The sequence below is a fragment of the Arthrobacter sp. TB 26 genome (genome assembly GCF_000427315.1).
GTDB lineage: Bacteria > Actinomycetota > Actinomycetes > Actinomycetales > Micrococcaceae > Arthrobacter.
Genome location: NZ_AUPJ01000556.1, coordinates 8954 through 22284 on the forward strand (window position 1 = coordinate 8954; position 13331 = coordinate 22284).

A 13331-nucleotide genomic window follows, 5' to 3' on the forward strand; every position below is an offset into this window, starting at 1 on the left:
GCCAGCCACGCTGGCCGGAGCTCTTCCTGTTTGGACCCGGTAGCTGATGGTGCCGGTCAGCGGGGAGCCACCTCGACAGCGGGAGGCGTCTTGGCGTACACATCCTTGCTGACCTCGTAGGCCCGCTTGTCCAGTTCCAGGGCCTGCTCGTTGACCTTCCTGAGCTGCGAATCGCTGAGCTTGCGGATCTTGACCAGGTCCATGGTCTCCTGCTGGTCACCGCCCACGGCGGTGACTTGCACGAGCCCGGTGCCGGCGGAGTAGAACTTCCGCTGGTGCCCGGCGTCGGGGGGATCCAGCGGGTTGTATTCGTCGATCACCAGCACATCGTCGTAGCATCCGGTCGGGACGCAGACGTGCTGGTTCTTCTTGATCACGTCGCCGCAGTCGAGGAAATCTACCTTGGGGGCATAGGCCTGGACATACGCCGGTGTGCCGGTCCGCGGATGGGCCTGCATGGCGATTCCGGCCTGCGCCTTGGCGATCCCGCTCATAAAGGTGCTGGGCGCACCCACAAAGGCGCCGTTTTCATACTCCTCCGGATACTCGCCGAAGAGCCAGACGTCGTCATCCTCCGACTGGGCGAAGAACGCCAGTTCGGATTCAGCCAGTTCGCCGTCAGAGTAGTCCCGGTCCCACATCACCAGGGTGTTCACCCCGTCGATGACCTTGGTCAGGCCCGTGACGGTGTGGACCACCTTGTGGGCGCTGGTTCCTTCCGCCGAGGTGACCGTGCCGTCGGTGGTGTACTGCATTCCGGGCTTCAGCGGAAACCATTTGTTGTTGATCCGCGGCGCGGCAGGGAATTCCCAGGGATCGAAGTCGATTTCCGAGCCGGGTCCGCAGAGTTCCTTTGGACCCGGAGCGGCGGTGGCGGTGGCCGCCGTCGTGACCGTCAGCGTGGCCAGCACCAGCAGGACTGCGGAGCCGTACGCCGTGAAGAGTTTTCCTGGTAGAGCCATGTCAGGGGCTTCTTTCTGGGGTGGTAGGTGGCTAGACGGCAGGCACCGGCCGGGGCTGGTTGGGCCGGCGCTCACGCTTCGGTCCCTTCTTGGCGAACCGCAGGTACAGCGAGGGGACGATGAACAGGTTGACCAGCGTCGACGTCACGAGTCCGCCCAGAATCACCACCGCCATGGGATGTTCAATCTCGTGGCCGGGGATGTTCCCCATCACCACCAGCGGCACCAGGGCCAGGGCTGTGGCGAGGGTGGTCATCAGGATCGGCGACAGCCGTTCGGAAGCCCCGCGCAGCACAAGGGCAGGTCCGAAGGTCATGCCCTCGAACTCTTCCAGGTGCTGGCAGTGGTTGATGAGCAGGATGCCGTTGCGGGCAGCGATGCCCATCAGCGTCAGGAAGCCGACCAGGGAACCCAGGGACAGAATCCCTCCACTGAGGTGCGCGGCGATCACGCCGCCGACGAGAGCGACCGGCAATGTCAGGAGCGCGAGGATCGCCAGCCGCCAGCTTCGGAATGCCGCCTGGAGCAGGAGGAAGACGACGATCACGGCGCCGATCGAGTAGAGCAGCAGCCGTTGTGAGGCGGCCTGGCGTTCGGCGTATTCGCCGAGGACAACCGCTTCGTACCCAACCGGGAACTGCACCGACTCCATCTCGGACTTCAACTTCTCCACAACCTTGGCAAGATCGCCTTCCTTGACGTTGGCACTGACATCGATGCGCCTGGAGCCCTCCGAGCGCTCAATGACATTGGGCGTCGGTTTGACCGCCACCGTGGCGACGTCGGCCAACCGGATCTTCTGCCCGCTCGGGGTATCAAGCTGGAGGTTCTCAATGCTCGTGACGCTGGTCCGGGTTTCCGGCGGGCTCCAGACCTGGACGTCGTAGGCCTTGCCGTCACGGTAGATGTCGCCCACTTCCTCGCCGGCGATCATTGTGGCGGCGGCACGGCGTACGTCTCCGGGCTTCAGCCCGTAGCGGTTGGCGGCGTCCAGGTTCACTTCCACGTTGATCTGCGGAATGTTGGCCTGGAGGGCGACCTTCGCACCCACTGCCCCCTCGATGCCGGCCAGGATGGTCTTGAGCTTGTCAGCCTCCGCTTTCAGGGTGCCCAGGTCGTCGCCGTACACCCGGATGACGACGGCGTAACCGGTGCCCGTCAGGACTTCGCGGATGCGTTCCTTGAGGTAGGTCTGGACGTCCCGGACGATACCGGGGTAGCCGTTCACCACTTCCTCCACGGCGGCGAGGGTCTCGTCATAGTCCACTGCGGGGTCAACGCTGATCCAGTTCTCCCCGAAGTAGACGCCCACCACCTCATCGGCATTGAATGCCTGGCCGATGTGGGACCCGCAGTTGTTGACTCCCTTAATCGTCATGAGCTCCTTGCAGGCCAGCTGGCTGACCCGGACTTCCTCGGAGTTGGACGTGCCGGGCTGGGTGAGCCAGTGCATCAGGAAGTCACGCTCCTTGAAGGACGGGAGCAAGGATTGGCCCAGCAGGGGTGCCAGTACAAGGCCGATGACGCCCAGGGCGCCCAGGGCAAGGTACCCCGGGGCGGGACGGCGCACCATGGGCCGGAGCAATGTGCCGTACCAGCGCTTAAGCACCCTGACCAGAGGCGGATCCTTGTCTTCCAGTTTGGCGTTCCGGAGGAAGATGTAGGCCATGGCAGGAGTGACGGTCAGCGCGACGAGCATGGACGCCATTACCGCGAGGGTGTAGGCGGTTGCCAGCGGCCGGAAGAACGCCCCGGTCAGCCCGTCCAGGAAGAAGATCGGCACCGTGGCGGCGACGATGATCAAGGTGGCGTAGACAATCGGCCCGCGGACCTCAAGCGAGGCATTGACCACCACCCTTGCCGTGCTTTCGGTGCCGCCGCTGGCACGGTGGTGCCGGAGCCGTCTGACGATGTTTTCGACGTCGATGATGGCATCGTCCACCACCACCCCGACGGCAATCACCAGCCCCGCAAGCACCATCGTGTTAATCGTTCCCCCGGTCCAATAGAGCACCAAGGCCGCCGCCATCAGCGACAACGGGATGGCCATCACGCTGACCAGCGCCGTCCGCCACTGGAAGAGGAAGACACTCAGGACCAGGATGACCAGCAGGCATCCGAGGAGAAGAGCAACGCCCAGGTTGCCGAGGGATTCCTCAATGAAGGTCGCCGGCCGGAACAGGGTGGTGTCCACGGCTATCCCGGTGAGGCCGGGCTCAAGCTGCTTAAGCGCCTCTTCCACCCCCCGCGTCACTTCGAGGGTGTTGCCCCACGGGAGTTTCTCCACGATCAGCATGAGCCCCGGGCCGCCGTTGATGACAGCGTCACCGATCAGCTGCTGGTGGTCTTCCACCACGTTGGCGACGTCGGCGAGCCGCAGCGGCGCCTCTCCCTCCCGGTCCGCGACCGCGACCTTCGCCAGTTGCTCGGGCGAGGTGATCGCCTGTACATGGCGGATACCCAGGTTCTGGTTCGGTGTATTCAGCGCACCGCCGGTCCCGATCAGAGAGCCCGGGGAGTACTGGAGCAGTCCCGCGTCCAGGGCGTCCGAGGTGGAACTCATCACGGTTTCGAGGGTGACGTCGTTTGCTGCCAGCTTGGCGGGATCAACCTGGACCTGAAGCATCTGGAGCCGTTCGCCCCAGATAGCGACGTTCGCCACACCCGGAACCCGCAGCAGATGGGCCCTGATGTTCCAGTAGGAAATCATGGACATCTCAATGAGGGACCGTGTGTCCGAGGACAGGCCGATTTTCATGACACGGCTGGTCGAGGACAAGGGCTGCAGCATCAACGGTGGGGCGGCCCAGGTGGGCAGGGTCGGGGTGACCGCGGCCATCCGCTCGGACACCAGTTGCCTGGCGGTCAGCAGATCGGTGCCGTTCTCGAATTCCAGCACAATCGAGGAGAGCTGGGGCACCGACTTGGACCTCATGTGGTCCAGACCGTCGATGCCGTTGAACGCCTCCTCCATGGGAACCGACACCAGCTCTTCGACCTCGGCGGCCGTAAGTCCCAGGCAGGCTGTCTGGACTTCGACCTTCGGAGGTGCAAACTCGGGGAACACGTCCACCGAGGCGCTGCTGAGTTGCGCGCCGCCCACGATCATCAGCGCCGCAGCCAGCGCGATGATGATCGATCTGAACTTCAGGCTGGCTGCGACTATCCGGCGCATGTCACTTGCCCGTGTTGAACTCGGTACCGAAGAGCTCTACTGCGCCCACCGTTACCACCGGAGTTCCCACGGCGGGGNGGCGCTGGCCGTGACCACACCTGCCTCCACCTTAGTGACGGTGACTGCCTGGCGTTCAAACACCCGCGGCGCGGGGTTGGTGTAGACCCAGGTCTTGCCGTTGGCGTCGTACAACAGGGAGGCATAGGGCAACAGCACGTCCGTTCCCGTGCCCGCCGCGACCGGTTCCGTTTTCAGGTCGATGCGGGCCAGGCCGTGTTCGGTTACGGTCAGCTTGGCGATGCCGGTCGTGGCGTTCTTCTCGACTTTGGCAGGGGCTTCACCGGCCGATGCGGGGGTCATCGCAGCGGACTGCGCGCAGGCCGAGAGGCTCAAGAGAAGGGCACAGGCAGCGGCCGCCAGGGGCAGACGCCGTTGGGGCTTTTGGCTGGTCATTTTACTTCCACCTTTTCCTGCATAACGGGGGTTTCCGCTTCGTAGACTTCCGACCACTCTTCCGGTGCTTTACGGGGACCGAACCAGAGGGCCAGCAGAGGGAGCACCAGGAGCGCCACAAGCGTTGTGGTCACCAGACCTCCGCCGATGATCAGCAGCATCGGAAATATCACGGCCTGGCCGACGCCACCGCCAAACACTGCGGGCGGAATCAGCACCAGCACGGTGATGAGGGCGGACTTGAGGACCGGTGCTGTCCGGTCCCTGGCAGCCGTCATCACGACTTCCACACGGGACGACTGCGGCTGGGAACGCCACAGCTCATCAACACGGGCGGACAACAGGGTTGCGTTGCGGGCGGCGATCGCCAGGACAGCTGCGAAGGCCGTCATCACGATCCCGGACAGTGCGCCGGAGCCGATCCAGGCGGCCACAGCCGCCCCGGCCAGCGCCGCCGGAAGTGCCAGGAAGATCGCAAGGGCAAACTTCCAGCTCCGCACAGCTGTCTGGAGGAGCAACAGCACGCCCAGGAGGGCCGCCGTTGCCAGCCACAGCACGAGGCTGTCGGCGGCCTGCACCTGGCCATACTTGGTCGGAATCTCCGCATGGTATTCCAGCGGGAACTGGATCTGCTTGATGGCTGCTTCAATATCTCGCTGCACGTCGGCCAGCGGACGTCCGCTCACATCAGCCACCACGTCGATCCGCCGCGAGGTGTCATCGTGCATGACGACCACTTCGTTGGGGACCATCCGGATCGTGGCGATCTCGCCCAGCTGGACGTGACCGCCGGTGGGAGTGTCGAGGAGCAGTTCACGGATGCTGGTGAGATCATCCCTGACGTCACCTGCGCCGCGCACCACTACTTCGAATACTTTCTGCTCTTCGAAGAGGTTGCCCACGACGATCCCCTGCATCAGCGTCGCAGCCGCACGCCTGGCGTCGCCGGGCTTGATGCCGACCTTCTGGGCAGCCTCGAGGTTGACTTCGACCTCCACCACCGGAGTCATCGCCGTGGCGTTGATTGCCGGGGTCTTGACGCCGTCGATGTTCTCCATCACCTTGCGGACTTCTTCTGCCTTTTCCCGCAGGATCGACATTTCCGTGCCATAGACGCGGACCGCGAAACCGGGTGCCATGCTGCTCTGCATATCGCCGATCTGCTGCTGGGAATAGTTCACAACGTTATGGGCGATGCCGGGGTAGCCTTGGACCACGTCCCGGACTGCCTGCTCCGTCTTGCCGAAGTCGGCTCCCGGTGCGACAGACACCCAGAGCTCCGCGGAACTGTTTCCGACGACCTGGTCGGAGGTGATGGCGCGGCCGATGTGCCCGCCGACTCCGGATACGCCCGGCAGGGCCCGCAGTTCGTCCGAGGCTATCGACGCAACCCGGCGCACCTCGTCATTGGACGCGCCGGCCGTGGAATCCCACTGGACCAGCAGGGTCCTGTCCGGCAACGTGGGAACCACCGGCCGGTTGCCGATCAACTGGGATCCGGCGGCAAGGCCAAGGACCCCAACGACAGCAACAGCGACCAGACTCACCGTCCGGCGGGAGCGTACGCCAGTGAGTGCCCGATCGTAGTAGGCCCGGGCACGTCCGGCGGCAGCAGGCTCCTTGCGCGGCGCCGTCTCGCGGGGGAGCAGCATCTGGGCGAGCACTGGGGTCACCGAGAGTCCGACGAGCAGCCCGGCCGCGAGGGCCAGCGCCAACGACCAGAAGAGCGGAGTGAAGAAGGAACCGCCCACGCCTGTCACGAACAGTGTCGGAACGAGGGCGAGCAGCATGATCAGCGAGGCCTGGAACAAGGGGGTCCGGACGCCCCGGACAACGTTGACGATTCGAGACCTCAGCGTGGCGTCGGTTTCCGTGGCCGTTGTGACCAGGGGCCGGCGCCGCTGGGCCTGAACGTCTTCCACGATGTCGCCCACGATCACCGACATCCCAAGAACCAGGCCGACCAGGACTGTGACGTTCAGGGTGCCGTTTTGCGCGTAGAGGGCCACGGCCGCCGTGATCACGGTGGTCGTGATGGCCGCCAGCGCAATCACCGCTACGCGCCAGGAGCGGAACAGCAGCCAGAAGAGGCCGACGGCGATCAACAAGCTGATCAACAGCGCCAGGCCAAGGCCGGTCACCGAGTCCTGGACGGCCGTCGCCGGGCGGAACACGGTGGTGTCCAGCCGGACCCCAGTCAGGCCGGGTTCCATGTCTTTCAGCGCCGCCTCAATATCCTCGGTGACCTGCACCGTACTGGACCCGGGGAACTTCTCGATGACCAGCATCAAGCCTGCGTCCTGCCCGACGACGGCGTCGCCGATCAGAGGCTGATGGTCCTCCCTGACCTGGGCAATATCGCCCAGAAGCATGGCAGGGGCCGTATCCTCCACGCTGACCTTGGAAAGGTCGGCGGGGGTCCGGATCGGCAGTACATGCTGGATGCCGAGGCGCTGGCTGGGTGACTCGACAAAGCCGCCGGTTCCGGGCGTGGACGCTTCGAGGTAACTCAAGGGAGACACCCAGACTGCGTTGCCGGTGGTCTTGATGACCTGTTCGAGGGTGATTCCCTTGTCACGGAGTTGGGTCGGGGTGACCTCGACCTGGAGCTGCTGCTCGCGCTGGCCCCAGATGGAAACGTTCGCCACCCCGGGGATACCGATCAGCCGCGGCTTGATCTTCCATCGGGCCAGGACCGACATCTCGATGCCGGACAGCTGCTGTGAATTCATCTTCACCATCAGCACGCGGCTGTTGGACGACACGGGCTGCATCAGCTGCGGCGGCGTCGAAACGTTCGGGAGGGCGTGCGCCTGGGTCATTCTTTCGGCGACGAGCTGGCGCGCCCGCAGCAGGTCCGTGCCGGGCTCGAAGACGAGTTCTATGGACGACATCCCCGGGACGGACTTAGAGCGGATCTCGTCCAGCCAGGCCACCCCGTTCAGGAGGTCGGCTTCCATCGGTGCGGTAATCAGCTGTTCAACTTCGACAGCGGAGAGGCCCAGGGCCTCCGTCTGGATTTCGACCTGCGCGGGAGCGAACTCGGGCATTGTGTCCACGGCTATGCGGGGAACGTTCACAATGCCGAACGCGATGATTCCGGCCGCGAGGGCGAGCACCAGGATACGGAACTGCAGACTGAAACGGGTGATCCAGCCAAACATGGCTAAGCCGTTTCCACTCTGCTACCGGTCGCGCCGCAGCGCCGGGCCGGATGAGTGAGTGGTGGCAGGGCAAAAATGCGCAAGTGATACATGTCAGGCTCCTCAACCCGAGACCAGTTGCAAATCCCCCCGCACATCTTGAGTGCATATTGATCCTCTTGACAGGGTTTGGCAAGGAGTTATTATTCGTGCCGGAATCCCGAATCTGCGGGCTAACTCTCATGTCGACGACAATCTGTCAATAGGTAAGTTCCGGCTACGTGGATACACGGAAAAAGCTACTGGAGCTGGCGCGGAAGACTACGTGCTTTGGAACTGGCTGTACTTGCTTCTGAGGGTGCTGAAGGCCCGGCGGGGCCGCCACGTGGTGAAGTAAGTACAGGATCCTTCCGGGTCTTTCATTTGTAACAATTTGGCCTCGCCGGGCCCTGGGGCCTATGACTTCCCCGGCCGGACAGCCCGCCTGCCGGGTTGCCGCCCGAATCCGGAACAACGCAGTCGTTTCCCCGCGAACCCGCCGGAGGCGCTAAAGTAGAGCTATGCGTGCGATCCTCCTGCTTAGCTAGCCGCCCGGCATCCCGACGAGAACTCAGGATTGCCGAGCGGCCGCCCCTCCGTGTCGAGGGGCTTTTGTGTGTCTGGACCCTTTTGGGCGGACGGCGGGGGAGCGGGCGGGGCAGGGACACAAGCCTCCGCCCGGAACTTAACGGAGACTTGACGGTACAAGACTTGACGGAACATAAGGCTTGACAGAACAGAAGAGGCCAGCAGTGAGCGTTCAGCCGGAGACAGAGACCGGAACAGCAGCAGTAGCAGCGGAGTCCCCCGAAGAGGGTGCCTACAGCTTCGCGGCCATGGAAGCCAAGTGGCCGCAGGTCTGGGAAGACCTCAAGGTCTTCACGCCCGTCGACGACGGTTCGAGGGAGCGGCGGTATGTGCTGGACATGTTCCCGTACCCGTCCGGCGATCTGCACATGGGCCACGCCGAGGCGTTCGCCATGGGCGACGTCGTCGCGCGTTACCTCCGCCAGCAGGGCTACGACGTGCTGCATCCGATCGGCTGGGACTCCTTCGGGCTGCCCGCCGAGAACGCTGCCATCAAGCGCAATGCCCACCCCAGCGAGTGGACCTACGCCAACATCGACACCCAGGCGGCGTCGTTCAAGCGCTACGCCATCTCTGCCGACTGGTCCCGCCGGATCCACACCTCCGACCCGGAGTACTACCGGTGGACCCAGTGGCTCTTCACACGCTTCTACGAGCGTGGCCTGGCCTACCGCAAGAATTCCCCGGTGAACTGGTGCCCCAAGGACCAGACGGTGTTGGCCAATGAACAGGTGGTCAACGGTGCGTGTGAGCGCTGCGGCACCCCGGTCACCAAGAAGTCGCTGAACCAGTGGTACTTCAAGATCACCGACTACGCCGACCGGCTGCTCGATGACATGGACGAACTGCGCGGCCACTGGCCCGAACGCGTCCTGGCCATGCAGAAGAACTGGATCGGCCGGTCCGAGGGCGCGCACGTCACCTTCGTGATCGAGGCCGACGACGGCAAACCCGCCAAGGACGTCACGGTCTTCACCACCCGCCCCGACACCCTCTACGGTGCGACGTTCTTCGTCGTCGCCGCCGATGCGCCGATCGCCGTCGAACTGGTCACCGAAGAACACGCCGCGGCCCTGGACGCCTACCGCGAACAGGTCAAGGCGCTCTCCGAAATCGAACGCCAGTCCACCGAGCGGGAGAAGACCGGCGTCTTCACCGGCCGGTACGCCATCAACCCGCTGAACGGCGAGAAGCTGCCCGTCTGGGCTGCCGACTACGTGCTGGCCGACTACGGCACCGGCGCCATCATGGCCGTCCCGGCCCACGACCAGCGCGACCTCGACTTCGCCCGCACCTTCGACCTGCCGGTCCGCGCCGTGCTGGACACGGGCGAGGAAGATCCCGCCGTCAGCGGCACCGCGACCTCGGGCGAGGGAACCCTGATCAACTCCGGCGCCCTCGACGGACTGCCCAAGGCAGAAGCCATCCCGGCCGCCATCGACATCCTGCAGCAGCAGGGCACGGGCGAGAAGTTCGTAAACTTCCGCCTGCGCGACTGGCTGCTCAGCCGGCAGCGCTTCTGGGGCACCCCGATCCCGATCATCCACTGCCCCTCCTGCGGTGAAGTCCCGGTCCCGGACGACCAGCTGCCTGTCACCCTGCCGGCCGACCTGCGCGGCGAGGACCTGTCCCCGAAGGGCACGTCGCCGCTGGCCGCCGTCGAAAGCTGGGTCAACGTCGAATGCCCCACCTGCCACGGTCCGGCCAAGCGCGACACCGACACCATGGACACCTTCGTGGATTCCTCCTGGTACTTCCTGCGCTTCGTTTCCCCGCAGTACACTGAGGGCCCGTTCGATCCCGCCAAGATCAACGACTGGATGCCGGTCGGCCAGTACGTTGGCGGCGTGGAGCACGCCATCTTGCACCTGCTCTACGCCCGCTTCTTCACCAAGGTCATCCACGACCTGGGCATGATCGACGCCGACGAGCCGTTCAGGGCACTGCTGAACCAGGGCCAGGTGCTCAACGGCGGCAAGGCCATGAGCAAGTCCCTGGGCAACGGAGTTGACCTGGGCGAGCAGCTGGACAAGTACGGCGTCGACGCCGTCCGGCTCACCATGATCTTCGCTTCCCCGCCGGAGGACGACGTCGACTGGGCCGACGTGTCGCCGTCGGGATCCGCAAAGTTCCTGGCCCGCGCCTGGCGGCTGGGACAGGACGTCACCAGCGCACCGGGCGTTGACTACGCCACCGGCGACCGGGCCCTGCGCACCGTTACACACCGCACTATCGCCGACGCCGAAGCCCTGCTGGACCACAACAAGTTCAATGTGGTGGTGGCCAAGCTGATGGAACTGGTGAATGCGACGCGTAAAACTATTGACGCAGCCTCCGGGGCGGGCGGCGCAGATCCGGCCGTCCGTGAAGCCGTCGAGACTGTCGCGGTCATCCTGAGCCTCTTCGCGCCCTACACGGCCGAGGATCTCTGGAACGTGCTGGGGCACCCCGCCTCGGTGGCCAACGCCGGCTGGCCGGCCCACGACGAGGCCCTCCTGGTGCAGGACACGGTGACCGCCGTCGTCCAGGTCCAGGGCAAGGTACGCGACCGGCTGGAAGTCTCGCCGGAGATCAGCGAAGACGACCTGCGGGAACGGGCGCTGGCCTCGGAAAACGTCCAGCGCGCCCTCGACGGGCGCGGGATCCGCACCGTGATCGTGCGGGCGCCTAAACTGGTCAACATCGTCCCGGCCTAGCCGGGCAGGTCGATCCAAGAACCGGCCGCCGGGNNCCACCACAGTGTGTGTCCCGACAGCAAGTGCAGACGGCAGGAGGTGCTTCGTGCCCCACCGCGACCCCGCGGGGTGGCCGTGGCTGAAGGAGCGCCTCAGCGGGTTCCGCCAGGGCCGGCCATCCCCGGCGGCCCCCGCTGCGGAACCCGCCGCCGTCGTCCGGACTGCCGTCGTCACCGACTCCGCTGCGGCCCTGCCGGCTGACTGGGTTCGTGCCGTCTCCGTCGACGGGCGGCTCACGGTCGTTCCCATGCCGGTGATGGTGGGTGCGGAGATCTACGGCGAGGGTGAGGACGACATCACCGACACGATTGCCCTGGCCCTGGCGAGCGGGACGCCGGTCAAGACCTCGCGGCCTTCACCCGGCCAGTTCGAACAGGCCTACCTGGCAGCCCAGCGGCATGGCTTCGAGTCCGTTGTGTCGCTCCACATTTCCGGGGACCTGTCCGGAACGGTCGACTCGGCCCGGCTCGCCGCCGCCCGGGTGGGCATCCCGGTGGAGGTTCTGGACTCCCGGACTGTCGGCATGGCGCAGGGTATGGCTGTCCAGAACGCCCTTGGCGCTGCCGCGGACGGCCGGGCAGCGGCGGATGTGCGGGAGGCGGCCGAGCAGGGGTTGGCCCATACCAAGGTGTACTTCTACGTGCCGAGCCTGGAACAGCTACGGCGCGGCGGACGGATCGGCGCTGCGGCCTCGCTCTGGGGGACCATGTTCGCGATCAAGCCCATCCTCGCGGTCGAGGACGGCAAGGTGGTGCCGCTGGAGAAGGTACGGTCCGCGGTCAAGGCCATCGCGCGGCTCAAGGAAATCGCCGTGGCCGACGCCGCCGGCCGGCCCGCGGGGCTGGCCAGGATCGCCGTGCACCATTTCGGCAACCCGGCCGAGGCCGAACAGTTGGCGTTGGAGCTGGCCGCGGCGGTTCCCGGCAGTCCGTCCGTCCAGATCAGCGCGCTTCCGGCCGTGCTGGCGGCCCACGCCGGTCTCGGTGTGCTGGCAGTGGTCGTGGGGGAGAGCCGCACCCCAGCGGGCCCGGAGACGTCAGCGCTGTCCTAGGCAGGCGCGGGATTTGCCGGTCTCCATGCGCCGCCATCTGCCGAGGCGCAGGGACCAACGTGGCCGGCCTCCTGCCGAGCGAGTTGGTCCAACAATCTCGCCTTTGAGGCAACCTTTCTGGCTTCGGCAACCCCATCTTCGGGAGCCGTCCGGGCTGGCGTTCCGCGGCCCTGCCGGGTTCGTGAAAAGTGTCGGAGGTGCGCGCTAGTTTGGGTGTATGGAAAGCACGGACTGGAGTGCGGATGGCAGGGAGGCCCTGGCGGGCGTCGCGGTGTTGACTGCGGCGCTGGATTCCGTCACCGGGGCGGGCGCTGACGGCGGTGGTCCGTCCGTGGCCGGTGTCCACCGGGATGCTGGTCCGTTGGCGGACGATCCGTTGCGGGAACTGGCGGATGATTGCCTGGACGGCCTTGCCGAGGTCGCCCGGTGGGAGGCCAGGACTGCGGCGTTGAAGGTGCGGCTGGGCGCTACCTATCTGCGGGCCACCGACGCCATGGCGGCCCCGGCGGCGGCACCGCACGACGCCAAGTGCCAGGACATGGCGGTGGTCGCTGAGGTCGCGTGTGTCCTGACCGTGAGCGAACGGACCGCAGGTGCCTTCCTGTCCGACTGCCAGGCCCTCACGACGGCGCTGCCGCTGACCCTGGCCGCCCTGGCGGACGGGACGATCTCCTGGCAGCACGCCCGGATCATTGTGGACGAAACCTCCGGCCTGGACCCGGCCGGCGCGGCCGGACTCGAAGCGCACTTCCTGGACCCCGGCGCCCCGGACCCGGCCCGCGGGTGCCCGGCCGGGGAGCTCGTTCCGTCCCGGTTCCGGGCCAAGGCCCGCACCTGGCGGGAACGCCACCACCGGGACAGCATCGAGACACGCCACATCAAGTGCGCTGCGGACCGGCGGGTTGAGTACCGCCCGGACCGGGACGGGATGGCCTGGTTCTCCGCGTACCTCCCGGCCGATGCCGCGGCGGGGATTTGGGAACGGACCACCGCGGCCGCCCGCGCCCTCCAGGGCCCGGACGAGGCCAGGACCCTCACCCAACTCCGCGCCGATGTCGCCGCGACCTGGCTGCTGAGCAGTGGGCTCGCCGACGGCGAAGTGGCAGACAGCGGGACCGGCACGGGCGCGGGTGCGGGCGGGGGTGTGCCGTCGCCGCGGGCGCAGGTCCTGGTCACCGTCCCGGT

6 protein-coding genes are annotated in these 13331 nt (G+C 66.0%); 3 read left to right on the top strand and 3 right to left on the bottom strand.

Going from position 1 to position 13331, the window contains the following annotated elements; translation table 11 throughout:
- Window positions 1-56: 56 nt before the first annotated feature.
- The 3 genes from K789_RS0121855 to K789_RS0121870 all read right to left on the bottom strand — a co-directional run bounded on the left by K789_RS0121855 (window position 57) and on the right by K789_RS0121870 (window position 7754).
- The gene (locus tag K789_RS0121855; RefSeq protein WP_024368602.1) at window positions 57-962 is read right to left on the bottom strand and encodes a hypothetical protein; all 906 of its coding nucleotides are present in this window, start codon (window positions 960-962) and stop codon (window positions 57-59) included.
- A 31-nt stretch (window positions 963-993) separates the two neighbouring features.
- Window positions 994-4137 (bottom strand): efflux RND transporter permease subunit, encoded by a 3144-nt coding sequence (locus K789_RS0121860; protein ID WP_024368603.1) that lies wholly within the window; start codon window positions 4135-4137, stop codon window positions 994-996.
- Window positions 4138-4586: 449 nt separating this feature from the next.
- Window positions 4587-7754 (bottom strand): efflux RND transporter permease subunit, encoded by a 3168-nt coding sequence (locus K789_RS0121870; protein ID WP_024368605.1) that lies wholly within the window; start codon window positions 7752-7754, stop codon window positions 4587-4589.
- Between the two features lie 770 nt (window positions 7755-8524).
- Between K789_RS0121870 and leuS the strand changes: the two genes are divergently transcribed.
- From leuS to K789_RS0121885, 3 genes are all read left to right on the top strand, one after another.
- A complete protein-coding gene (leuS, locus tag K789_RS0121875) occupies window positions 8525-11056 on the top strand; it encodes a leucine--tRNA ligase (RefSeq protein ID WP_024368606.1) in 2532 nt (843 codons plus the stop codon).
- An 85-nt stretch (window positions 11057-11141) separates the two neighbouring features.
- Window positions 11142-12146 (top strand): DegV family protein, encoded by a 1005-nt coding sequence (locus K789_RS0121880; protein WP_024368607.1) that lies wholly within the window; start codon window positions 11142-11144, stop codon window positions 12144-12146.
- A gap of 217 nt (window positions 12147-12363) precedes the next feature.
- Window positions 12364-13331 (top strand): DUF222 domain-containing protein (locus tag K789_RS0121885; protein ID WP_024368608.1); only part of this gene is annotated, 968 nt, incomplete at its 3' end.